The 23,792-nt window shown below is 50.0% G+C and carries 24 protein-coding genes, 1 other RNA gene and 1 riboswitch; of the genes, 19 read left to right on the forward strand and 6 right to left on the reverse strand.

Features of this window, described 5'->3' with window-relative positions:
* Window positions 1–78 precede the first annotated feature (78 nt).
* The 7 genes from dinG (at window position 79) to NK662_RS09580 (ending at window position 7,077) form a co-directional block, all read left to right on the forward strand.
* A complete protein-coding gene (gene dinG, locus NK662_RS09550; RefSeq protein WP_254758699.1) occupies window positions 79–2,868 on the forward strand; it encodes an ATP-dependent DNA helicase DinG in 2,790 nt (929 codons plus the stop codon).
* Window positions 2,869–3,090: 222 nt separating this feature from the next.
* Entirely contained in the window at window positions 3,091–3,261 is a 171-nt protein-coding gene (locus tag NK662_RS09555) for a YpmA family protein (protein ID WP_254758700.1), read from the forward strand.
* Between the two features lie 7 nt (window positions 3,262–3,268).
* The gene (locus NK662_RS09560; RefSeq protein ID WP_254758701.1) at window positions 3,269–3,745 is read left to right on the forward strand and encodes a cell wall elongation regulator TseB-like domain-containing protein; all 477 of its coding nucleotides are present in this window, start codon (window positions 3,269–3,271) and stop codon (window positions 3,743–3,745) included.
* An 18-nt stretch (window positions 3,746–3,763) separates the two neighbouring features.
* A complete protein-coding gene (locus tag NK662_RS09565) occupies window positions 3,764–4,945 on the forward strand; it encodes a pyridoxal phosphate-dependent aminotransferase (RefSeq protein ID WP_254758702.1) in 1,182 nt (393 codons plus the stop codon).
* Between the two features lie 233 nt (window positions 4,946–5,178).
* Window positions 5,179–5,880 (forward strand): DnaD domain-containing protein, encoded by a 702-nt coding sequence (locus NK662_RS09570; protein ID WP_254758703.1) that lies wholly within the window; start codon window positions 5,179–5,181, stop codon window positions 5,878–5,880.
* Between the two features lie 43 nt (window positions 5,881–5,923).
* On the forward strand, window positions 5,924–6,577 hold the full coding sequence (gene nth / locus NK662_RS09575) for an endonuclease III (RefSeq protein WP_254758915.1): 654 nt from the start codon (window positions 5,924–5,926) through the stop codon (window positions 6,575–6,577).
* Window positions 6,574–7,077 (forward strand): YpoC family protein, encoded by a 504-nt coding sequence (locus NK662_RS09580; protein ID WP_254758704.1) that lies wholly within the window; start codon window positions 6,574–6,576, stop codon window positions 7,075–7,077. Before nth ends, NK662_RS09580 begins: the two co-directional genes overlap by 4 nt.
* A 213-nt stretch (window positions 7,078–7,290) precedes the next feature.
* Here NK662_RS09580 and NK662_RS09585 read toward each other — a convergent pair whose 3' ends face one another.
* Window positions 7,291–9,930 carry a PBP1A family penicillin-binding protein gene (locus NK662_RS09585; RefSeq protein WP_254758705.1) on the reverse strand — a complete coding sequence of 880 codons (2,640 nt, stop codon included), beginning with the start codon at window positions 9,928–9,930 and terminating at the stop codon, window positions 7,291–7,293.
* A gap of 64 nt (window positions 9,931–9,994) precedes the next feature.
* Entirely contained in the window at window positions 9,995–10,597 is a 603-nt protein-coding gene (gene recU, locus NK662_RS09590) for a Holliday junction resolvase RecU (protein ID WP_254758706.1), read from the reverse strand.
* A gap of 142 nt (window positions 10,598–10,739) precedes the next feature.
* On the opposite strand from recU, the gene NK662_RS09595 reads away from it, so the two are divergent.
* From NK662_RS09595 to NK662_RS09605, 3 genes are all read left to right on the forward strand, one after another.
* Complete coding sequence (locus tag NK662_RS09595; RefSeq protein ID WP_254758707.1) at window positions 10,740–11,744, forward strand: DUF2515 domain-containing protein; 1,005 nt, start codon at window positions 10,740–10,742, stop codon at window positions 11,742–11,744.
* Between the two features lie 112 nt (window positions 11,745–11,856).
* The gene (locus tag NK662_RS09600; protein ID WP_254758708.1) at window positions 11,857–12,102 is read left to right on the forward strand and encodes a hypothetical protein; all 246 of its coding nucleotides are present in this window, start codon (window positions 11,857–11,859) and stop codon (window positions 12,100–12,102) included.
* An 83-nt stretch (window positions 12,103–12,185) separates the two neighbouring features.
* Window positions 12,186–12,533 carry a YppE family protein gene (locus tag NK662_RS09605; protein ID WP_254758709.1) on the forward strand — a complete coding sequence of 116 codons (348 nt, stop codon included), beginning with the start codon at window positions 12,186–12,188 and terminating at the stop codon, window positions 12,531–12,533.
* A gap of 141 nt (window positions 12,534–12,674) precedes the next feature.
* On the opposite strand, the gene NK662_RS09610 is transcribed toward NK662_RS09605, so the two are convergent.
* Window positions 12,675–12,884 (reverse strand): YppF family protein, encoded by a 210-nt coding sequence (locus NK662_RS09610; RefSeq protein WP_254758710.1) that lies wholly within the window; start codon window positions 12,882–12,884, stop codon window positions 12,675–12,677.
* Window positions 12,885–13,060: 176 nt separating this feature from the next.
* Between NK662_RS09610 and NK662_RS09615 the strand changes: the two genes are divergently transcribed.
* From NK662_RS09615 to NK662_RS09655, 9 genes are all read left to right on the forward strand, one after another.
* On the forward strand, window positions 13,061–13,453 hold the full coding sequence (locus NK662_RS09615; protein ID WP_254758711.1) for a YppG family protein: 393 nt from the start codon (window positions 13,061–13,063) through the stop codon (window positions 13,451–13,453).
* Window positions 13,454–13,830: 377 nt separating this feature from the next.
* Window positions 13,831–14,352: a CotD family spore coat protein gene (locus tag NK662_RS09620; RefSeq protein WP_254758712.1), complete on the forward strand. Its 522-nt coding sequence runs from the start codon at window positions 13,831–13,833 to the stop codon at window positions 14,350–14,352.
* A 72-nt stretch (window positions 14,353–14,424) separates the two neighbouring features.
* Entirely contained in the window at window positions 14,425–14,985 is a 561-nt protein-coding gene (locus NK662_RS09625; protein WP_254758713.1) for an SLOG family protein, read from the forward strand.
* 79 nt (window positions 14,986–15,064) lie between these two features.
* Window positions 15,065–15,388: a cell division regulator GpsB gene (gene gpsB / locus NK662_RS09630; protein WP_254758714.1), complete on the forward strand. Its 324-nt coding sequence runs from the start codon at window positions 15,065–15,067 to the stop codon at window positions 15,386–15,388.
* 56 nt (window positions 15,389–15,444) lie between these two features.
* Window positions 15,445–15,822: RNase P RNA component class B (gene rnpB, locus NK662_RS09635), an RNA gene on the forward strand.
* Between the two features lie 114 nt (window positions 15,823–15,936).
* Entirely contained in the window at window positions 15,937–17,076 is a 1,140-nt protein-coding gene (locus NK662_RS09640; protein WP_254758715.1) for a THUMP domain-containing class I SAM-dependent RNA methyltransferase, read from the forward strand.
* A gap of 66 nt (window positions 17,077–17,142) precedes the next feature.
* Window positions 17,143–17,322: a DUF3921 family protein gene (locus NK662_RS09645; RefSeq protein ID WP_254758716.1), complete on the forward strand. Its 180-nt coding sequence runs from the start codon at window positions 17,143–17,145 to the stop codon at window positions 17,320–17,322.
* 59 nt (window positions 17,323–17,381) lie between these two features.
* A complete protein-coding gene (locus tag NK662_RS09650) occupies window positions 17,382–19,319 on the forward strand; it encodes an ATP-dependent DNA helicase (protein WP_254758717.1) in 1,938 nt (645 codons plus the stop codon).
* Between the two features lie 49 nt (window positions 19,320–19,368).
* Window positions 19,369–20,862: a carboxypeptidase M32 gene (locus tag NK662_RS09655; RefSeq protein ID WP_279664144.1), complete on the forward strand. Its 1,494-nt coding sequence runs from the start codon at window positions 19,369–19,371 to the stop codon at window positions 20,860–20,862.
* Between the two features lie 172 nt (window positions 20,863–21,034).
* Here NK662_RS09655 and NK662_RS09660 read toward each other — a convergent pair whose 3' ends face one another.
* Genes NK662_RS09660 through NK662_RS09670 form a run of 3 tightly spaced genes read right to left on the reverse strand, consistent with a single transcriptional unit; the run spans window position 21,035 to window position 23,323 of the window.
* Window positions 21,035–22,684 (reverse strand): b(o/a)3-type cytochrome-c oxidase subunit 1, encoded by a 1,650-nt coding sequence (locus NK662_RS09660; protein ID WP_254758718.1) that lies wholly within the window; start codon window positions 22,682–22,684, stop codon window positions 21,035–21,037.
* Entirely contained in the window at window positions 22,684–23,154 is a 471-nt protein-coding gene (locus NK662_RS09665) for a cytochrome c oxidase subunit II (RefSeq protein WP_254758719.1), read from the reverse strand. Before NK662_RS09665 ends, NK662_RS09660 begins: the two co-directional genes overlap by 1 nt.
* Before the next feature lie 25 nt (window positions 23,155–23,179).
* The gene (locus NK662_RS09670) at window positions 23,180–23,323 is read right to left on the reverse strand and encodes a cytochrome c oxidase subunit 2A (protein ID WP_254758720.1); all 144 of its coding nucleotides are present in this window, start codon (window positions 23,321–23,323) and stop codon (window positions 23,180–23,182) included.
* A 326-nt stretch (window positions 23,324–23,649) separates the two neighbouring features.
* Window positions 23,650–23,750, forward strand: a riboswitch (purine riboswitch).
* Window positions 23,751–23,792 lie beyond the last annotated feature (42 nt).

Here is a 23,792-nt window from a genome sequence, read left to right on the forward strand (position 1 = left end):
TTTTATTAGGATGTGCGGAAACGTGGTATAGTAACAATAAGAACGGGACATACCGGTCGATAGATTGAGGTGTAGCAAGTGAGTGAAAGATATGTTGTGGTAGATATCGAAACAACGGGCAACAGCGCCAAGGACGGCACTGACCGCATTACCCAATTTGCCGCTGTTGTCATTGAACATAATGAGATAACGGAGATTTTCTCAACCTTTGTGAATCCGGATCGGGATATTCCGCCTTTTATTGTCGAGCTGACAGGAATCAGCCGGGAGCTGGTGCAGCATGCGCCCCGGTTCCGTGATGTTGCGCCAATGATCGTCGAGCTGCTGCAGGATTCCTGCTTTGTGGCGCATAATGTTCACTTCGACTGGAATTTTCTGCAGGAAGAGCTGCGGCAGGCCGGGCTGCCGCAGCTGGATTGCCCGAATCTGGATACAGTTGAGCTGGCGCGCATTCTGCTGCCCACTGCAGAAAGCCATAAGCTCGGCGATTTGGCAAAAGTCTTTGCATTGGAGCATGACCAGCCGCACCGCGCCGACAGCGACGCGATGGTGACGGCGCAGTTGCTGATGGAGCTGCAGGAGAAGCTGTCGCGGCTCCCTTTGCAGGCGCTGCAGGCGATGTATGAGCTGAGCCATGGCTTTAAAAGTGATATCGGCCGCCTTCTCTCGCCGCATATTATGAAAAAGCTGCAAAGCGGGAAGGAAGAGGAAGACTGGGATGTGTTCCGCAGCCTCGCCCTGAGAACAAGGAGCTATCGCGTACAGATGGACCAGCAGGAGCCGCTTTCGTTTGAAGAGGCCATCCACCACGTTGAGACAGTGCTGCGGCATCGCCCGGGATACGAGAAGCGGGAAGGGCAGGAGCAGATGATTCAAGAAGTGTACCATGCTTTGGCGGAGAATCGCTATTCGCTGATTGAAGCGGGGACGGGCGTCGGCAAAACCTTGGCATATTTGCTGCCGGCTTTAGTATTCTCCAAGGAGAAATCTGTTCCTGTTGTAGTAAGCACACACACTGTACAGCTGCAGCAGCAGGTGATTGACAAGGAAATACCGCTCTTGCAGCGGCTGCTGCCTTTTACATTTGAAGTTTCCTTGCTGAAGGGACGGAAGCACTATATTTGTTTACATAAATTTGAACAGGCTCTGCGGGAGGAAGACCACAATTATGACAGCATCCTGACAAAAGCAAAAATTGTGGTCTGGCTGCTGGAAACAGAAACCGGTGATGTGGATGAGCTGAATCTGCCGAGCGGCGGCCGCCTGCTGTGGGAGCGGATTTGCTGCGACCAGAGCAGCCGGAGCAAGCAAAATCCTTGGTCGAGCCGCTGCTTTTATGAACGGGCTAAGCACAGGGCTCTGTTTGCTGACTTAGTCATTACAAATCATACCCTGCTGCTGCAGGATTTACAGCAAGAGGAATCGCTGCTCGCTTCCTGCGAGCATGTGATTTTGGATGAAGCGCACCATATAGAGGAAACAGCGAGTCAAAGCCTGGGCCGACAATTCTCCTGCATGCAGTTTCAACTGCTGCTGTCACGGATTGGCACACTGGATACAAATGAAGTGCTGTTTCATGTGTATGAGCTTGCCAAGGAATACGGCATTTCGGAGGGCCGTTCCTTCCGGCTGCTGCACCGCTTGCTGAAGGAGCTGAAGCTGGAGTCTGACGAACTGTTCCGCATGCTGCGTGCATACATTTTTGAGCGCAGCCGCGGCGGGGGAGTAGAAGGAAATGTGCGGCTGCTGTACCGTTATGAAGCCGGCCGGGAGCGCGGGCGGCTCTGGCGGGCCATCCAGGAAAGCGCCAGCCGTGTGTCAGCCCTGTATGACCGGCTGCTGCCGCTGCTGAACGAAGCGGTTCAGGAACTGCACCGCCATCCCTACTGCACGGGCCTTTTGGTGGCTGGGGAGTTCCGCCGCCTTGTAGGCGCGCTGCAGCAATCGCAGGAGAACCTCACCCGTCTGCTGTTGGAGCAGCAGGAAGGGAGTATAACCTGGATGGAGACAGAAGCGAAGGGCACCATACACACCACGGTGCTGTATGCACAGCCGGCAGATGTGAGCGAGAAGCTGGCTGACCAGCTCTTTGCCCGGAAAAAGAGTGTGATTCTCACATCTGCCACTCTGACGGTCCATGATTCCTTCCAGTATATGATTGACTCGCTCGGCTTGACAGATTTCCATCCGAGCACGCTGTCTGTGGCATCTCCCTTTGCTTACGAAAAGCAAGTAAAGCTGATGATTCCGACTGACCTTCCGCACGTGAAGCGTGTGTCTGCCGAAGAATATGCAGCCGCGGTGGCGGAGCAGCTGGCCCGGATTGCAACCGTAACCGGTGGCCGGATGCTTGTGCTGTTTACTTCATATGATATGCTGCGGCGCACGCATGCTGTTATGAAAGAGCGGGAGGAGCTGGCTGAGTTTGCCTTGCTGGCACAAGGGGTGAACAGCGGCAGCCGCACCCGCATCACAAAGCATTTCCGGCAGTTCGATAAGGCGATTTTATTTGGAACAAACAGCTTTTGGGAGGGAGTGGACATTCCCGGAGAGGATTTAAGCTGCCTCATTATGGTGCGGCTTCCCTTTGCGCCTCCGGATCATCCGCTGGCGGCGGCGAAGGCGGCTTTGGCGGAACGTCAGGGGAAAAATCCATTTTTGGAGGTATCGCTGCCGCAGGCCATCATTCGCTTTAAGCAGGGGTTCGGTCGTCTCATCCGCACAAAGCAGGACAGCGGAACCTTCTTCGTATTGGATCGCCGGATTACGAATTCCTTTTATGGAAAACGGTTTGTGGAGTCCATTCCAAAGGTTCCCCTGTATGAGAAGCCATTGGAGGAACTGCTGAAGCTCCTGCAGGAAACATGAAAAAAGCCTGCAGGAGACAGCTACAGGCATCAATGTGGGTAGGAGGAAATTTTGTAAAGCCGAAAACAATATTCAAATGGCACTCGTTTTGAAGCAAGTCTTTTTTCAGTGTAACTGACCTGCTATAATAGATGGGTAATAAAGCGTGGATCGAGTGTACTGTTATTGTAACCGAACAGCTTTCTTATATAAGTAGAAATTTTGTGTAACGGAGGATCATCCATGGAGAAGAAAATTGAAGTGCTGGCAACCACGAGGGTTCAATATACATCTGATTTGTATAAAGTGGTCGACATCCTGAACCGGACTTTAAAGGAACGGGACGTAATGTTCGGTCTAGCTTTGGACAACCAAGATAAAGATACTGCTGTATTTACGATTTACAGAACGTAGTGATACAATGAAAAAGTGGGTGGCAGCATGTATTGCGACAGCAGCGCTATTGGCTGCATATGCAATGAATATTTATAATGAAACGATGAGTCAGAAGATTCCCGGCGGCAACAAGGCGGTTGCGGCAGCTGAGGACAAAGCGGCACTTGTCAAGGTCAGCAATGTGGACTATTATCATGGTAAGTCCTCGTATGCAGTGGTGCAGGGAACAGATGATGCCGGAGAAGAATGGATCGTATTTGTGCCGGAAGGAAAAGGCAAAACGCTTATGTACATGGCGAACGAGGGCATTTCGAAGCGGCAGGCCCGGCAAATGGTCACGAAGGAAGAACAGCCGAGAGAGATCATCAACGTGAAATTAGGCGCCGAGGACGAGACTCCCTTATGGGTTGTTACATATATTGACCAAGAGAATCGTTACGCTTACTATTACATGCGGTTTAAAGATGGCAAGCGCGACGTCACTTATAGTATTTCACAATAGATGCAGGGGGAACATAGCATGAAGCTGGCAAAAAGAGTAGCGGCATTGACTCCATCTACCACGTTGGAGATTACAGCAAAGGCGCAGGAACTGAAAGCGCAGGGTCACGATGTAATCGGTCTTGGCGCCGGGGAACCGGATTTTAACACGCCGCAGTATATCATTGATGCGGCTTATCAGGCCATGCTGGCGGGACATACGAAATACACACCGACAGCGGGTTTGGCATCCTTAAAGCAGGAAATTGTCAGGAAGTTTGACCGTGACCAGGGTCTTGCGTATGAGCCGTCACAAATTATCGTTTGCAACGGTGCAAAGCATGCGCTGTACACGCTGTTTCAGGTGCTGCTGGATGAGGGGGACGAAGTGATTATCCCAACTCCGTATTGGGTGAGCTATCCGGAGCAGGTCAAGCTGGCAGAAGGTGTGCCGGTGTACGTGGAAGGGGCAGAAAGCAACTCCTTCAAAATCACGCCGGAACAGCTGCGTGCGGCTATTACGGACCGGACAAAGGCAGTCATCATCAATTCCCCAAGCAACCCGACGGGCATGCTGTATACGGCAGAGGAGCTTCAAGCATTGGGGGAAGTGTGTCTGGAGCACAATGTCTTGATTGTGTCTGACGAAATTTATGAAAAGCTCGTGTACGGGGGAAACAAGCATGTTTCTGTTGCGCAGCTCTCTCCGGAGCTGAAGGAGCTGACAGTTGTGATTAATGGCGTGTCCAAATCACATTCCATGACAGGCTGGCGGATTGGCTATGCAGCGGGCAACAAGGAGCTTATTAAGGCAATGACGAACCTGGCAAGCCACAGCACGTCCAACCCGACATCAATGGCGCAATATGCAACTATTGCCGCCTATCAGCACCCGGAGGACGAGCTGGAAGTGATGCGCCAGGCCTTTGAGAGCAGATTGAACATCATTCATGAGCAGCTGTTGGAAATTCCAGGATTCAGCTGTCTGAAGCCGCAAGGTGCATTCTACCTGTTCCCGAATGCCAAGCGTGCAGCTGTGATGGCCGGCTATGACTCCGTTGATGCATGGACAAAAGCGTTGCTGGAGGAGGAAAAAGTCGCGCTTGTACCGGGCTCCGGCTTTGGGGCGCCTGACAACGTGCGCTTGTCCTACGCTACGTCCCTGGAGCAGCTGGAGGAAGCCGTACGGCGCATGAAGGCATTTATGGAAAAGAAATGCTGAATGAGAAAGTGAAAGGCTGGCTTTGCACAGCCTTTCCTTCTGTATCCATAAATTGTATACAGGATGTAGAAACCTCCCAAAATGAAAACAGGGAGGTTTTTTAAATCGTTTCGAGTCAATGGGGAAGAAATTCCTTATCATTTTGCTTCACAACATAACGCTATACAATTCAATCATTGGCAACAGTAGCAGAACCATGCCTGTGATATACTAGAAAGCGAGGTGTACCGGCGATGAAAAAGAAAGCAATGATTCAGTGGTTTGAACAAGGAAGCATCGCGATCCCGAAGCTTCTTATGATGCAATACCGAAAGCTTGGCTTAAATGAATTGGAATTTATGATTATTTTGCATATCCATACGTTTTTAGAGTGCGGCAATGCCTTTCCGACGCCCAATGAAATTGCGGGTCGGATGACCATTACACCCGCACAGGCGATGGAGGTCATACGGAGCCTGATGCAACGCGGCTTTGTGACAATTGAAGGAAATCGAAAGCAGGAAGCGCTTATGTCCGAGGTCTACTCCCTGCAGCCGCTGTGGGAGAAAATGCTGCAACTGCTGATGCAGGAGAACATGGAGCAGGAGCAGGAGCGCACGGAGCAGGCACATATAAGTCTGTACAGCATGTTCGAAAAAGAGTTTGGCCGGCCGCTCTCGCCATTTGAATGCGAAACGCTCGCCATGTGGCAGGACCAGGATGAGCATGATGCCTCTTTAATTCAATCGGCATTGCGGGAGGCTGTGATGAGCGGCAAGCTGAATTTCCGTTATATCGACCGCATCCTCTTCGAATGGAAGAAAAACGGCATTCAAACAGTGGAGGAAGCACAAAACCACAGCAGGAAGTTCCGGGCGCACCAAACACGCCCGCAGCCGAAGAAGGAACCGAAATATACAGGCAAAGTGCCGTTTTATAATTGGCTGGAGCAATAGGACAGCATAGAGAGGAGGACTGGCTCGCGGCAGCCAGGGCATGATGTTAACGCAAAAGCAAATTCGATACTGTTTAGATGTAATGGGCAACATGTTTCCTGATGCTCATTGTGAATTGAATCATGAGAATCCCTTTGAGCTCGTGATTGCGGTGGCCTTGTCTGCACAGTGCACAGATGCACTTGTGAACAGAGTCACCAAGGATTTATTTCGAAAGTATCAAACACCTGAGGATTATCTCGCTGTGTCATTGGAGGAGCTGCAGCATGATATTCGCTCCATCGGGCTGTACCGCAATAAGGCCAAGAACATCCAAAAGCTTTGCCAGCTGCTCATTGATGAATATGGCGGCGAAGTGCCCCGTGACCGGGATGAACTGACGAAGCTGCCGGGTGTGGGCAGGAAGACAGCAAATGTTGTCGTGTCTGTTGCCTTTGACATCCCTGCTATTGCTGTGGACACACATGTGGAACGTGTCAGCAAGCGCCTTGGATTTTGCCGCTGGAAGGATTCAGTGCTGGAGGTTGAAAAGGCGCTGATGAAAAAGGTGCCCATGGAGGAATGGGGCTTGACGCATCACCGCATGATTTTCTTTGGCCGCTACCATTGCAAAGCCCAACGGCCACAGTGTGAAATTTGCCCGCTGCTGGAGCTGTGCCGGGAAGGTAAAAAGCGTATGAAGGTGAAGCAAAAATGAGCAAATTCGCAGTGCCTTCTGCCTATCTTGTTATCCCGTTCTTTTCACCTGGGGCAGTGCTGCAGGATGATGGGGAGAAGATTTTTGGGGAGCAGTATCTTCTGTATGACATACTGGCAGATCTGCCTGATCTTCCTAAGCCTTGGCAGCAGATGGAGAGCAGCATTCCGCTTTTATTGAAAAGATGGAAGGATGAACATACAAGCATTGCGCAATTATTCCGTGAGCGTCAAAAAGAGGCAGCGAAGGAGCCGATGGTACGGTATACGGCCTACTTGCTTTCTTTGCTGCACTGGCTGAATGGGGTTCCGGTGAAATCTCTGGTGCATCTATATGACGGCCTCGGGCAACTGCAGCGAAAGCCTGTCAATGTGGAGGAACGATTGCGCTTCATTATTGCGCAGCCTGCGCACCACCACTCCTATATTCAGTTGGCAGAGCTGTATGAAGAGGCTGAGAAGCTGTTTTATAAGGCATTGGCCATGCAAAAGAAAAGCTAGTCTATTGCGGACTGGCTTTTCTTTTACATGAAAAAAGGGGGCCGGATACGGAAATCGGTTTCTGTATCACAAGAGTAGAACGTAAAGGGGATAAGGCTGCACTGAGCCGGAATACAAAATAGCCCATCAATCAGAATCCGGTAAAACCAAGGATTCCATTGATGGGCTATTACTTTGGTCATATTTCATGAACCAGGGCTGTTGGCCCTCTAATCAGAAGTCAATCGGTGTTTGGCCGGGCGCCAATGAAGGTGCCTGTGGCTTAATTGTGCCGTTATTGCCGCTGCCAGTACCTGTACCATTGCCAGTACCCGTACCATTGCCAGTACCCGTACCATTGCCAGTACCCGTACCGTTGCCAGTACCCGTGCCGTTGCCATTGCCGTTGCCAGTACCCGTACCGTTGCCAGTACCCGTACCGTTGCCAGTACCCGTACCGTTGCCAGTACCCGTGCCGTTGCCAGTACCCGTGCCGTTGCCAGAACCGTTGCCATTGCCGTTGCCATTTGTGTTTCCAGGATTCGGAGCCGGCTTGGCTGCTTCTGGCACCACTACTGTTACAGTAAGCTCTTGGCTTGCCTTGCTGTTCTTTATTGCAGTGACATAGAACGTATAGCGTCCGCCCGGCTTTACATTGGACACGGCCAATCCGAGCTCTGTTGTTGTCTTGAGCACTGCTTTCGGGCCGCCGTCAAGAGAGTAGCTTACCTGGAAGCTGGTATTCTGCAGCTTGTCGGCAGGGAATGTCCAGTTCAAGGAGATGATGTTCTTGGTCTGGTCATACTTTGCCTGCAGGCCAGCCGGATCTTCCGGTTTTTGTGGAACCGGCTTTTCACCATTAATGATGTACAATTCCTTATCCTCTCCGCGGTATACACTCTGCGGCTGTTCAAAGGCAGAACGATCATTGCCGAAGGATTTCATCATTTGCTTGAAAATAAGCTGTGAAATCTTGGTTGTGTCGCCCACCATGTAGTTGCCCGGCCCGTTTTTGGAATAGCCGGTCCAAACAGACATGGTGTACTGCGGCGTATAGCCGACGAACCAGCTGTCGCTTGTTGCGTTGCCAGGATAGCCGTATTTTGCGATGGTTTCATCTTCAAAGTTGGTTGTTCCTGTTTTGCCGGCGATATCCAGACCCGGTACATTTGCGCTTTGTCCGGTTCCCTCATCCACGACTGTTCGGAGCATATCTGTGATGAGATATGCGGTGGCATCACTCATCACACGCTTTGGCTTTTGGTCAAAGCTGATTTCCTTGCCGTCAGGGAAAACAATTTTCTTTACAAAATGTGCCTTTGTGTATATGCCGCTGTTTGCAAAGGCACCGTATGCACCTGCCATTTCCAGCGGGTTCACGTTATTGGCGCCGATCGCTGTTGATTCATAAGGGCCTTCTTCAAAATGAATGCCCAAATTCTCGGCAAATGTTTTGGACTTGTCAATTCCAACCTCCTTCATGGTGAGGTAGGCAGGAATGTTATAAGACCACTGCAGGGCTTTGCGGATTGTGACCCAGCCCTGATATTGTCTGTTGGCGTTGCGAAGCGGCTTGCCGGTGGAATAGGTTGTCTCTTTATCTTCCATTTGATGGCCAGTGCCCCACTTCAGGTTTTCAATTGCCGGACCGTAGTCGAACACCGGCTTGAAGGTTGATCCAGGCTGCCGATTGATTTCAATCGCATAGTTGTTGCCGCGGAACTTTGCCTTGTTCTCCTTGCGGCCGCTGCCGATGGCCCGCACTTCGCCCGTTTTGGAGTCCATAAATATAAAAGCGGCTTGGAAGCGGTCATTCGGATAGTTCACATAATCGCCTGTATCAAGAATTTTGTCAGCAAGATCCTGCTGCTGCTGGTCGATTGTTGTGTAAATCTTTAATCCGTCTGTGTTGATATCGACATCAGGAAGCTGCTTCTCCACTTCCTTCACGGCTGCATCCAGGAAGGCTTGATGCGGCATGCTGTCAGCTGTGCTTGGAACAAGTCCATCCGTTACAGGTACCTTCATTGCATCGTCCATCTGCTGCTTGGTGATGAAGCCTTGTCTGTTCATGAGAGACAGGACAATGTTCCGGCGCTTCGTCGCTTCCTCGCGGTTCGCTTCCTGAGACGGATCATAACGGCTTGGTCCCTGCGGCAGACCCGCCAGCATGGCAGCCTGGGGCAGGGTGAGCTTGTTCAAGTTGCTTGGATCCTTAATGCCATAGTATCGGGCTGCTGCTGAGGCCAGTCCGTAAGCACGGTTTCCCAGATAAATCTTATTTAAATACATCTCCAAAATTTCATGCTTGGAATATTTCTGCTCCAGCTTGTAAGCCAGGTACCATTCCTGCACCTTCCGCTTCAGTGTCTTTTCGGGACTGAGGAAGGAGTTTTTGATCACCTGTTGGGTAATGGTGCTGCCGCCCTGCGAACCGAAGCCGCCTGTGACGTTTTCAAAGATTGCTTTAGCGGTACGCTTTATGTCAATGCCATGGTGTTCATAGAAACGGGCATCCTCTGTAGCGAGGAACGCATCCTCTACAACCTTCGGAATTTGCTTGTAAGTGATTAAGGTTCGTTTTTCTGACCCATACTCTGTAATGAGCGCGCCATTGCGATCATAAAATTTTGTCGAAAGTGGATCTGCCAGCTTGGATTCGTCGATTGCAGGAACATCCTTAATCATGGCGAAAAAGGCGGAGACACCTGCTCCGAGCCCGACAATTCCAATCAGCAGGCAGGCAATGAGGAACTTTTTGAAAAATGAGCCTTTCTTTTTTGCTTGAGACGGCTTTTCATTTTTCGTCTTCTGCTCCTGCCTTTGTTTTTCCACTTGTTTTCGTTCTTCGCGAGAACGATATGTGTCTGACATTATGCTTTCTCCTGCCTTTCACTTTCTTAAAAGTGTCGAAAAATGAATGTTACGGTTGACTTTATCACGAAAAATACAGTGTGTCCAGTATGTCCAAATAGCGGATGCGCGGGTGGTAGCCGGTCTCAATCCGGTGTCCTTTCTCTTCAATTTCCCGTTTGGGAATGGACTTTCGCTCTCCGGCCATCTGCTTGTTCCAATAGGCGATGACGTGTTCCGCCTCCAGCAGGTACACCTCGTCTTGTTGCGCGAAGCGGATGATGACAAACGCGATGCCCCCGTGTCCAAGCACCTGCTCCATATGATGGATCTGATGAGGGTGAAAGTTTTGTAGCGGAAAGCTTGTTTTGTTTTGCGTTTCCTTCGCCTCAAAATCAATATATTTCCCCTTATAAACACCGTTGTAGTCCGTGGTGGCCGGCTGTTTGAAATATGCTTCCCGGATGACCGCCGCACTGCGCTGCGGGTAATCAACCTTCACAATTTGCAGCGGCGTCGGCTTTTTATGTACACATGCCATGTTGTTGGCCAGATAGTATTGATTTGTCTCATTCAATTCCTCTTCTAAACTCATCCCTCTGTTACTATAAGTATGGTTCTTTACAGGCGGTTTATGAGTGCCTGCCTCCGGGATATACTTTCTGCCATTTGGATATCGAATTGCCATCGCGTGCTCACTCCAGCCTACTGCAAAATCACTTACAAAAGAGATTATATCAAAAAATCGACAAAGTAGGTGATAAAGTTTTTCTGACAAGCCGGGAAACATAGTGTGTAGAAAGGAATGCGGAAGGGAGAGTGACGCACAGATGTACACGGGTATTCAGGAGCGCAGGAAAATACGAAGGCCGACCGCTGCGGAGCATCGTCTGCTGGCTGCGGTGCGAAGACAGACAGAGGCCGGCAATGCGGATAATATTACCCGGACGCATGCCTATCAGGAATATTACAGGCGGCAGCCGGAAATCCGCTGGGCCTTTCTGGCGAGCATGGTTTCCCGCAACGCAGGGTGGAATATGACGGATTTGGAGGGGAAGTACTTTCCGCGCATTCTCTCTGACACAGTACGGAAGCGGCTGTTCTTGACTTACGAGCGGGCCAATTGGTTCATATTTGATGATGCGTATCCGCAGCTTCTGCTGTATGAATACAGCAAGCGGGAAAACAGGCCGCTTTTTCATTTGCTGGCGGAGCTCCGCGTATCCGCCTTCATGGAAGGGGAGTGGGAACGCTTCTGGCAAAAGCCGGATTTGAACCGCCTGATGACCGCCCTGATTATAAATGAACAAAACATGATTCAAAAGCCGGTGATTGAGCATCCCTACTTCCAAAAGCATGTCTTTCATTCCTTATTATTTAAATTTCAAGAGCTCTTCCACTTCAGCTCTGTTTTGTTCCCAACGGAAGGGGGCAGGCTGTACGGGCTCTCGGTTCAGGGATTTGAAGATATCTCAAACCGCATCGATCTTGGCAAGCGGCTGGCATGGCTGCTGTTCCATCCGGACTACCAGGAATCGTTTCAGCTGTTTTCTGATCATACTGTCCACACAGGGTCACGGACGGATTACGAGCAATACCTCGCCTTTCATAAAAATCCGGATACACCGCAGCTGCGCGATGTATTTCCCATGATCCCGCACCAGCGCAGCCATGTGGAGGATTGGTGGACGCCGGAACAGCCGCTGCAGGAGTGGTTCTCCTTTACTGTGCCGGAGGAGGAGCCGGATATTACCGAGCATTTCCTTCTCAAGCAAAAGCAGCTGCATCTCATGGCTGCCTTGGAGGGAATCCTTCATATTAGAGAGGAAATGTAGCGGAAAAAAACGCTTTCTTTGCCGAATTCTAACTAGTTTTGTCAGCGGGGAAGGGGTAATTTCCTGACTGGCGAATTACACATGTAAGAAGGCAATGAGGAGGCTGAAAAACATGGAGATGGTTTCAAAGCATGCAGTGTTGAATGGGATGGATTCGCTTCTCAATACTCTTGATTTGCTTGATATGCAGATGACACTGCGTATCAACCATACGGTAAAGCATAAGGAAGAATCATTGCTGGATCGCATGGACGTGCTGCATGTAAGCCTGACGCATATGGAAGGGAAACTGGAGCGGCATTTGGAGGAGGGCGACTGGCTGGCAACGCCTCTTTTAAGAAAGATTGCGGCCGTGTAGGATGAAATTTACGCCTGTACACGATATACTGAGGCAGGACGGCTTTCAGGTCGTCTGAAACGGAATGGACGGCGGGTGTCAGAATGGAAGAAAAAGTGGAAGAATTGACAAGGCAGCTGCTCGAACGAAATGATGAGATGCTGCTCATACATGAAACAGTACGGGAATTTTCCTTTTATGAGGATATAAAGCCATTTGTGGAGGAAACTGATGATTTGCTGGCGCGATGGCAGGAAGCGGCGCTTACCTGGATGAGGGAGCATCGACCGAAATATATCCATGCTTCCCAAATCCGGCAGACGCATGAGAACCTGCAAAATAATGCGCTTGCATGCTTTGGCACACAAAAGGAGAGGCGGTTCAAGCAAACGCATCAAGCCATACGCTATACGCTTGCCGGCCTGCTAGATGAACTGGCCAAGCATAATTAAAGCTCCTTGGCAGCTGTTCGTGCGGGAGAGCATGTACGAACAGCTGCTTTTGCCACTGGAATAGCCATTGCATTCGTCTGTTGTACCTGCGCCCAAGGAGAAAGTTCCCACAAAAAAAAGAGAGGGTTTCCTCTCCATTGTTTATGCATTCCGCTGCACAAGCCCATCTACTATATAATCGGGCTTCTTCGCGCCAATTGCTTCTAGCTCTCTTATCAAATTCCGGTACTGCAGCACACAAATTTCGCCTTGTAAATAACGCTGTTGGGCAAAATCCAACAGTTCATTCGTATCCTCAGGCTCATACTGCTTTAAACTCATGAAAATTCTCCGAAGCTCCCCTAGTGTCATATCCGTTTCCCCCTTGAAAAGATATGCCTTCCAACTTCATCGTATCACAAAAAAGCAATATCTCTTGATTTTTAAAAATTTAAACTTCCGACAAGAATAGACATTCCCCATGGCTACACATCCGCCCTGTTCCCGTCATACGCTAGGAGTAGAAGAGAAAAAAGGAGGTGGGGAAGATGATGTTTCCAAACCAGGCAGGCGACGGCATGCATCCTCCGGTGATGTACAATATGCATCCGTTTGAGCCGTTTTATCCAACGCAGCCCAACTACTTTCAGCCGTTTCAATTATCCTTTATGAACGGCCATGCACAGCAGCCGGCGTTCTACCCGCCCAAGCCCCCGGCGCAGACGATGAATCCCGGATTTAACCCGTACACACCATATCCAGCCATGAATAAGCAGAATTATATGAAGAAACAGCAAAGCCCGGGGATCATGTCACAATTCAAAACAAGCGATGGCAACTACGATATTCCGAAGATGATGAATACGGCGGGTCAAATGATGAACGCAATGAATCAGGTGACAGGACTGCTCAAGCAGGTGGGGGGCTTCTTTATCCGTTAAATGCATCATAATAGTCAGAAAATAAAGAATTTAATTTCTTGCTGTAAAGCAGTTGTATGCTGGCCCTATCCGTCTTACAATTGTATGTTGTATAGACTGAAATAGGAGAGGGAAGCAAGTGAGAAAGGCAATCTTATATATGTTTTTTGCAATGGTGACGCTGACATTTGTGATTTTTACAAGCTTCAAGCATGTATTGTACACAATTTTCTCTTGATAAATAGGTGTTTATAACAGTCATGTACCATCCCTTTATCATATTGTACAGTGTAATCAAATCTTTATGATAGAGAGGAGAAACAAAGACTATGTATTGCAAACCTTGTTTTGGTGGAGGACCAAATTATGTTTCCCCGGCTGCTACTGGGCCAGTGAATATGGCACCTCCTGTCGTACACCCGACAAAATATTGTGAAACACACACATTCTCTACAACGGTAGTTCCACACATCCATCCACAGCATAATACACTCGTGAACCACCAAATGATCCAGAACCAGCACTATTTCCCGCAAACACAGTCTGTAGCGAACACAGTAAACGTTACAGATGTTCCGGGGGTTGGACCAGCACCGTTAGTGGCAGGCGCAGCAACAGGCCCGTCTCCATACGGCTTCGGCCCGTCTCCGATGGTGGCAGGCGCTATGACAGGCCCGATGATGGGCGGCGCGCCAATGATGGGAAGCCCAATGGTGGCAGGCGCAGCGACAGGCCCGATGATGGGCGGCGCGCCAATGATGGGAAGCCCAATGGTGGCAGGTGCAGCAACAGGCCCGAACATGGGACCAAACATGAACCCGATGGTTGCCGGTGCAGCCATGGGACCAAATATGGGACCAAATATGGGACCAAATATGGGACCGAATGTAAGCCCGGCTGCAGGAATGTTCAAGAAGTAATGACAGGGACCGGCTCAGCCGGTCTTTTTGTTTTGCACTGTTCTGTGGTATGCTGAAGAAGGGTGAAGCGTAATGAGGATTCTGACGGTAACAGGCTACAAACCGCAAGAGCTCGGCATTTTTTCCTCCAAGCATCCCGGCATTGATATGATTAAGAAGGCTCTTCGGCGCCAGCTGCTCTCACTGCTTGATGAAGGGCTGGAATGGGTCATCATCAGCGGCCAGCTTGGCGTGGAGCTGTGGACAGCAGAGGTTGCGTACGAGTTGCGGGAGGAACATCCACACCTGAAGGTAGGCGTGTTCACGCCGTTTCTTGAGCAGGAGGAAAAGTGGAATGATGCGAATAAGGAGTATTATTTACATATCTTATCCCGTGCTGACCATGTAGACAGCATCACGAAACGGAAGTACGAAAGCCCACAGCAATTTCGGGCCAAGAACATATTCTTAATTGAAAAGAGCAACGGTTTGCTGGCGGTATACGATGAGGAGAAAGAGGGGAGCCCGCGGTTTTTGGTAGAGCTTGCCAAGCAGCGGCAGGAGCAGGCTGACTACGGGTGCATGCTGATCCGCTTTTCTGATTTGCAGCTGCTGGCTGAGGAAGAGCAGTGGAGCGAAAGCCACCCGGAATAAGAGAACCGGTTGACAAGAGGGCAACAGGTATGAAAAAATTCAGGTATAGAAAGTTTTGGCAAAGACTTGGGGTGAAAATATGCTTTCTGATAAAATTAAATTGACCGCAAAGGATATTTTGGAGAAGGATTTCAAAACAGGCCTCCGCGGTTATCAACAGGAAGAAGTCGATAAATTTTTAGATGTAATCATTAAGGATTATGAAACGTTCCACCAGGAGATTGAGCAGCTTCAGCTGGAGAATGCCCGCTTGAAGCGCGCGCTGCAGGAGCAAAAGGCAAAGCCGCAGCCGCAAATGCCTGTGCAGCCGCCGCAGCCGGCGTACAACAGTGTCAACACGGATATCCTGAAGCGCCTGTCCAATCTGGAGAAGGCAGTATTCGGCAGCAAGCTGTACGAGTGATTTCCAAAAAGACATTGCAATTCTTTTGCTTTTCCACTATACTAGGTGGAGTCATAACGTTTGGGTGATCGCTGCGGCCCTTTGGCCGTAGAGGAAAGTCCATGCTCGCACAGCCTGCGACGGCTGTAGTGTTCGTGCCTGGCGAAGTCATAAGTCAGGGTAGCCTGTAAAGGTTAACGGCAGGGAAAAGACCTAAGTCCGCCGGATATGGTCTGACTACCTTGAAAGTGCCACAGTGACGGAGTCCCCGAAGAAATGAGGGGAGTGGAACGAGGTAAACCCCACGAGCGAGAAACCCAAATTATGGTAGGGGCATCTTCTCCAAGGAAATGAACGAGAGAGAAGGACAGGGCAACCTGTAGATAGATGGTCGCCACCGGAGTACGAGGCGGGAGCCGCTGGCAGTACAAAGGTACAGAACATGGCTTATAGAACGTTATGCACCTATGTCAAAAACGTAGCAGCTCTCCAAACTGGAGAGCTTTTTGCATGTACATAGCAGTGGGGGTTAAACTGGTAAAGAAGCTATTTGCGTTAGGAGATTTCATATGACGAAACTTACATTAATTGCGACTGCTGCCATGGGGCTGGAGGCGCTGGTGGCACGGGAAGTGCGCGATCTCGGATATGAGTGCCAGGTTGATAACGGCAAGGTCATCTTCGAGGCGGATGAGAGTGCCATCTGCCGAAGCAATCTTTGGCTGCGCACGGCTGACCGTGTGAAAATTAAGGTCGGCGAGTTTAAGGCGACCACCTTTGATGAACTGTTTGAAAAGACAAAGGCGCTGGATTGGGAGCGGTATATTCCGGAGGATGCGGAGTTTCCGGTAATGGGAAAATCTGTGAAATCCACACTGTTCAGTGTGCCGGACTGCCAGAGCATCGTGAAAAAGGCAGTTGTGGAAAAGCTGCGGCGCGTCTACAAGCGCAACAGTTGGTTTGAGGAAAAGGGGCCGCTGTTCCGGATTGAGGTATCCCTGTTAAAGGATATTGCTACGCTGACCATTGATACAAGCGGATTTGCGGGACTGCATAAGCGCGGCTACCGGCAGGATCAGGGCGAAGCGCCGTTGAAGGAAACCTTAGCCGCGGCGCTCGTTATGCTCACAAATTGGCGGCCGGACCGTCCGTTTGTAGACCCATGCTGCGGATCTGGAACAATTCCGATCGAAGCGGCGATGATTGGGCAAAACATCGCTCCCGGCTTTAACCGTGATTTTGCGTCTGAGGACTGGGGCTGGATCGGCAAGGACAAATGGAATCGTGCCCGCCAGGAAGCAGAGGATTTGGCAAAGTATGACCAGCCGCTGCAGATTATCGGCTCGGATATTGACCATCGCATGGTTCGCATTGCCCAAGCCAATGCGGATGAAGGCGGATTTGGCGACCTGATCACCTTCAAGCAAATGCAGGTGAAAGATTTTACGACAAAAGAGGAATACGGTTATATTGTGACGAATCCTCCTTACGGGGAGCGTTTAAGCGAAAAGCCGCAGGTGGAAAAGCTGTATGCTGAAATGGGACAGGTGTTCCGTCCGCTTGATACATGGTCTGTGTATGTGATGACAAGCTATCCGCAGTTTGAGGCCTGCTACGGCAAGGAAGCCTCCAAAAAGCGCAAGCTGTTCAATGGTTTTATCCGTACGGATTATTATCAGTACTTCGGCAAGCGGCCGCCGCGCAGCTAGAATAAATTGCCTCCTGAACACGTATACTGTCTATTATGCGAATTGTTCAAGAAGGAGGAGCGGTATATGAATCGGCTGTATACACAATTTGATTTGATTCAACGGGCAATCCAGACAACATCCCATCTGCTTAAGGAGCATGGCACGGAGGCGGAAAGCCTGCAGTCAGCCCGTGAGCAGTACTTGCATGCGTTGTCTCATGAAACGCTCATTGATCCGGATTATCTGCGGCATATCATTGAATAAAAAGTTTTCCGCATGCGGAAAACTTTTTACATTTTGTATTGTAGAGTTGGAGGAGACGCATGTTGACGAGAGAGAAGCTGCCGTTTACAGTCGGCAAGCAGGATAACTTTTTTGATAAATTGAATGAGTGGATTGGGGATGTATTTTACGATATCCTGCCGGAAGCGGGCTTTGAACTGCGTGATGAGCAAATTTTTATGGCATTCCAGCTTGACCGCGCTTTCCGCGAGAAGCAGGTTGCGTTTGCCGAGGCAGGCGTGGGGACGGGAAAAACAATCGTCTATCTGCTGTATGCCATTTGCTATGCGCGATATACCGGCAAGCCTGCCATCATTGCCTGTGCGGACGAGACCCTGATTGAGCAGCTTGTAAAGGAAGAGGGCGACATCGGCAAGCTTTCCAAGGCCTTGAATCTGCATGTGGATGTGCGTTTGGCCAAATCCATGGAGAATTATCTGTGCCTGAAAAAGGTCGAGCATGCCATGAGCGGGGATGTATCGGAGGAAATTGAGGATGCTTATTACAGCCTGCCTGATTTTGTGTTTGACAATGGCACAATGCAAAGCTTCCATCACTACGGCGACCGGAAGGAATATCCGCTGCTGAGCGACGCGGATTGGAACCGTGTGTCTTGGGATTATTTCCAAGACTGCTTTACCTGCGACCGCCGCCACCGCTGCGGCCAAACTTTATCCCGTGAGCATTACCGCAAGTCTGCCGATTTAATTATCTGCTCACAGGACTTTTACATGGAGCACATTTGGACGCAGGAAGCGCGCAAGCGTGAAGGACAAATGCCGCTTCTGCCGGAAGCGAGTTGCGTGGTATTTGACGAAGGGCACCTGCTCGAATATGCAGCGCAAAAGGCGCTTACTTACCGTTTGAAGCAAAACATGATGGAGGAGCTGCTTACGCGGCTGCTGCAGAATGACATCCGTATTGAATTCGCTGAACTGATTGAAGATACCATTTGGCAGACAAATGAGTTCTTCCAACGCGTGGAGCAATATGCGCAGGAAGTGCCGGGTTCGCACCGTCTGAAGCTGACCGTAACAGACGATGTCCGCAAGGAAGCCAATGCACTGTACAAGCGGGTGGAGGAAATCGGTGATGCGCTTGTATTCGAAAGTGAACTGCATACCGTTGATGAATATGACCTGAATATTGTGGACGAGCATCTGGATATTTTGGAGCATTCCCTCAAGCTGTTTACGGCCGGCAAAAATGTCGTAACATGGGGGGAAAGAAGCAGCGATGGCTTTACACTTGTCATCATGCCGCATGCAGTGGAGGAAGTGATGCGCGAAAAGGTATTCTCCAAGCGTATTCCGTACCTCTTCTCGTCCGCGACAATGTCTGAAAACAAATCCTTCGCCTACATCGCGAAGAGCCTGGGAGTAGAGGAGTATATGTCCTTCTCTGTTGCATCTCCGTTTGATTATGAGGAGAATATGCGCGTGGTGCTGCCGACCTACAGCGGGGATGCATTAGAGGAAAAAGTGCAATATACGCTGCAGGAAATCGAGAAGCTGCAGGGACGTACGCTTGTGTTATTCCGGACGAAGGAGGAGCTGCAGGCCTTCCGCAATCGTGTGGACCGCGAGCAGCTGTCCGTGCCGTTCTTATATGAAGGAGACCAGGAAATCAGCGGCCTCGTGTCCCGGTTCCAAAATGAAGAGGAAACTGTGCTGTGCGCTGTGCATCTATGGGAAGGGCTGGACATCCCCGGCGCCTCTCTATCTCATGTGATTCTTTGGTCGCTGCCATTCCCGCCAAACGACCCTGTGTTTGAATCCAAGCGCAGCCATGCAGATCATCCATTTGCAGAGGTGGACCTGCCATATATGATTCTTCGCTTGCGACAGGGCATCGGCCGTCTCATCCGTACAAGCGAGGATGAAGGGACGGTTACCATTTTCCTCCGCAAAGAAGAGGATGAAAAAGTGGTACAGGCTGTCCTGAATGCATTACCAGTAGAAGGAAACGTGATACAATAGGCTTGGCACCTCGTGCCAAGCTTTTTTTACATATAAGGAGGGGAATATCTTGAGTGTAGAGCAGCAATTTTCGGCTTATGTGAAGCGCATGATGAACTATGGGGAAGCCCTGAACCTGATGTTCTGGGATTTGCGCACCGGCGCGCCGAAGAACGGGGTGGAGCAGCGTTCCGAGGTCATCAGCCAGCTGTCCGCTGATATTTTTAACATGTCGACATCAGAGGAGATGCGGCGGTATTTGGAGGAACTGGAGCAGCAGGAGGGATTGTCTGAGAAAACGCGCAAGACGGTGGCGGAGTGCCGCAAAGAGTATGACCGCAACAAGAAGATTCCGGAGTCAGAGTACCGGGAATATGTGAAGCTGCAGGCGAAGTCCGAAAGCATGTGGGAAACAGCAAAAGAGCAATCTGATTTTGAGGTGTTCCGTCCATACCTGGAGCAGATTGTCGCATATAAAAAGAAGTTTATTGATTATTGGGGCTATGAGGGATACCGCTATAACACACTGCTGGACATGTATGAGCCGGGGATGACGGTTGAGGTGCTGGACCGCGTATTTGGCGAGCTGCGCGAACGGATTGTGCCTTTGGTGCAGCGTATTGCCGCTTCTGGCAAGAAGCTGAAGACGGAGCCGCTGCTGGCGTATTTCCCGACGGAAGAGCAAAAGGCCTTCAGTCTGGAACTGCTGAAGCAGCTGAACTATAACTTCAATGCGGGCCGTCTAGACACCACGGTACATCCGTTTGCCATCACATTGAATCCCGGTGATGTGCGCATCACGACCAAGTATGATGAGTATGATTTCCGCACAGCTGTTTTTGGAACGATTCATGAGTGCGGGCATGCTGTGTATGAGCAAAATATCTCAGCGGATTTGATTGGCACACCGCTGTGTGACGGAACGTCCATGGGCATCCATGAGTCACAATCGTTGTTCTTTGAGAACTTTATCGGCCGCAACAAGAAGTTCTGGGAAAAGAACTATTCCCTGCTGAAGGAATTTGCAGATGGACAATTTGATGATGTGACATTGGATGAGTTTTACGATGCCATCAACGAGTCCAAGCCATCTTTCATCCGCATCGAGGCGGATGAACTGACCTATGCGCTGCATATCATGGTGCGCTATGAGCTGGAGAAGGCGTTGTTTGACGGCAGCTTGGAAGTGCGTGACCTGCCGAGTGTTTGGAATGAGAAGATGGAAGAGTATCTCGGCATTGTGCCGCCAAACGATGCGAAGGGTGTGCTGCAGGATGTGCATTGGTCCGGCGGCGATTTTGGCTATTTCCCATCCTATGCGCTTGGCTATATGTATGCCGCGCAGCTGAAGCAGGCGATGCTGCGGGACATCCCGCATTTTGATGCCCTTCTGGCAGAAGGCAATGTGATGCCAATCCGCGAGTGGCTCACTGAGAAGGTGCACCGCTTTGGCAAGCTCAAGCAGCCGCTGGAAATTCTGCGTGATACCACAGGAGAAGGCTTGACCGCGGCATATTTGGCCGACTACCTGGAAGAGAAATACACAAACATTTACGAACTGTGATTATAAGGGGAGACGGCATAAGCCGGCTCTTTTTTTGTGGGCGACAGTCACATGCCTTTGAGGAATTCTTGCTCCGTATGACAGACAGGCTGATGTCACTTAACCTGAATATACCGTAAAAAGGCTGCCTATGAAAGAAAGGGAACCCAGTGCAGGGTTCCCTCTGTTTGTCTTACCAAAGTTTATATCCTTTTGATCCAGGCGGTGCATTTTGGATAATATCGATGAATGGAATGGTATATGCAAACAAAATCAGAGCAATTGTGATGCCAATCCAAAGCTTCCAGTTCTCAAACACCATTGGCGTGCGCTCGGCTGCTTCTGCCACTTCACCAATCGGGAATTCTGTTTCCCCCTTCGGAGCAAAGAATGCCAGATCCAGGAAGATGATGATGGCAATGATGATGCCGATAAACAGGATGGTTCCGCCGACTGCCTGCGCAATTTGGTATGGAATCCACTCAGCCGCCTGGGCAGAGTTGCCGTAGGTAGAGAAGGAAGAACGGCGCGGCGCTCCCAGCAAGCCCTCGATATGCATGGCTGCTGACATGAAGAACATGCCCACTGCCCATATGCAGGTCTGGATAATCGCCAAGCGGTTCATTTCTTTTGTCAGCACACGGCCGGTCAGGTGCGGAATGAGCCAGTAGCCAACACCGAAGAATGTCAACAGTACAGTTGTCGCCACAGTCAAGTGGAAGTGGCCGGTTATCCAAATCGTGTTATGAACAACCTGGTCCAACTGGTTACTGGCGTTGACGATACCGCCCGCACCTGCCGGAATGAAGATCAGCATACCAACAAATGGCGCGAAGAAGCGGGCATCGCTCCAAGGAAGCACGCGCATCCAGCCAAACAAGCCTGTGGCCCCTTTCGAGCGTCCATACTGCTCGAAGGTGGCAAACATAGAGAATGCTGTCAACAGAGATGGAATGACAACCATGAATGTCAGCACAACCTGGATGAACTTCCAGTTCGGATCCACGCCCGGCTCTACCAGTTGATGGTGGAAGCCGACCGGAATGGAGAACAGCAGGAACAGTATAAAGGAAAGACGTGCCAACGCATCACTGAAAATTTTGCCGCCGATTACCTTTGGAATGACCACATACCAAGCCATATATGCCGGCAGCAGCCAGAAGTACACGAGCGGGTGGCCGAAGTACCAGAAAAGGGTACGGCTGACCAGAACGTCAATTTTATCGACCAGTCCCAAGCTCCAAGGAATGAACTGAACAAGAACGGTTGCTGCGACACCGAGTGTTGCCACGAGCCAAAGCAGCATTGTGACAACTGCCATGAAGCTGAACAGGGGCCCGACTTGTCCGCGGTTTTGTTTTTTCCATGCGCGGTAGTGCGCGAACATGGCAAATCCGCTGATCCAGCTGCCGACCACAACGAGCGCCAGACCGATATAGAAGCCGGGATGCGCCTTCAGAGGCGCGTAGAATGTGTATAGCACAGATGCTTGATTGAGCAAGATGAAGGTAGCTGTAATGGCGGTGCCTACTGTCATCAGCCAGAAGCCGATCCAGCCGGTTTTCCGTCTGCCTTCCGTAAATGTGCCTGCCGTTTTGCTCATGCCGGCAATTAAGAATCCTATAATGAAGAAAGTAGTAAGAACAAGTCCAAGCAATACACCGTGTGTTGTGAGAACCTGGTAATATCCGATTCCGGCCGGCAAGGTAAATTTGCCGGAGCGGACCAGAACCTGCAGGAGGCCGCATAAGCCGCCTAAAAACAGAGCAATGAAGGCTACATACAAGTGCGCCATTGCCAGTTTGCCATCGCGTTTATCCACTCTTTCTGACATTGTGCTCATCAGTCCGTCACCTCAACCTTCGCTGTCATCATGTGATGACCTGTGCCGCAGTATTCATTGCACAGAATTAAGTATTCGCCCTTTTTATCAAATACTTTTGTAGCTGTGCTGACATAGCCGGGCTCAACCATCATATTTACGTTTGTCCCTGCAATTTCAAAGCCGTGCACGACATCCTTCGTCGTGACCACAAAGTCAACGGTTGCCCCTTTTGGCACCTTGATTGTATTTGGCGTAAACGCAAAGGCTTGCATGACGATTGCCACCTGGTAGTGGTTATCGCCAACCTGCTTCACGCCGGGCTGGTCAAATGGTGCAGTTTGGTCCACCTTTTCCGGATCAATGGTGGTCAAGCAGCTTGGCGGCTGCTGTCCTTTGTAGTAGGCGCCGACTCCAATGACGGAGAGGAATACAAGCAGTGATCCAATGCCAAAAATAAGCCAAATTTTTTCGTACTTATGCAAATGCATATGTCGCTCCCCCTTTGCAACAATTTTACAATCTTTCGATGAAGATTGCGTATACGCTCAGCCAGGTGAAAATTAGAAAGGCGCCGAGCAAGAAAACAGCCGTGAGTGTACCTTTCAGTGAAGATTGGCTTTCGACTTTTGTCCCCTTTGCCAATTCTGGTTTTGCCATGTTTCTCCCCCCTGTTTTGGCGAAAATATATATCACATCTTCATCATACAGGACATTTTGGTAATTTCTACATGGATGGAGGCGGTTTCAAAAAGTGTTCATTGTTACAATAATAACTATAGATATAGTGCAAACCTTATGTATCAATGGTCTGGGGAGGTTTCCCCTATTGCAACTGTGAATTTTTTGTGAAACGGCTGCAGGGGCAGAAAAAAGCATATTGACATAGGATACGAACAATATCTATTGCGGATGATAAAAATATACGGTTTTCGCTAATTTGTTTCTTCCCAAGCGACAAGAACTTGTGTATAATTGCTTTATAGCTTACATACATAACAACCACTCATATAATCGCGGGGATATGGCCCGCAAGTTTCTACCGACCGCCGTAAACGGATCGACTATGAGTGAGGATGCTTCATTTTCGATGTTGCTTGGTCTTTCTTTGCCTTAGCAGCCCCAAAAG

It is taken from the genome of Ectobacillus ponti (assembly GCF_024294785.1).
Taxonomy (GTDB): domain Bacteria; phylum Bacillota; class Bacilli; order Bacillales; family Bacillaceae_G; genus Ectobacillus; species Ectobacillus ponti.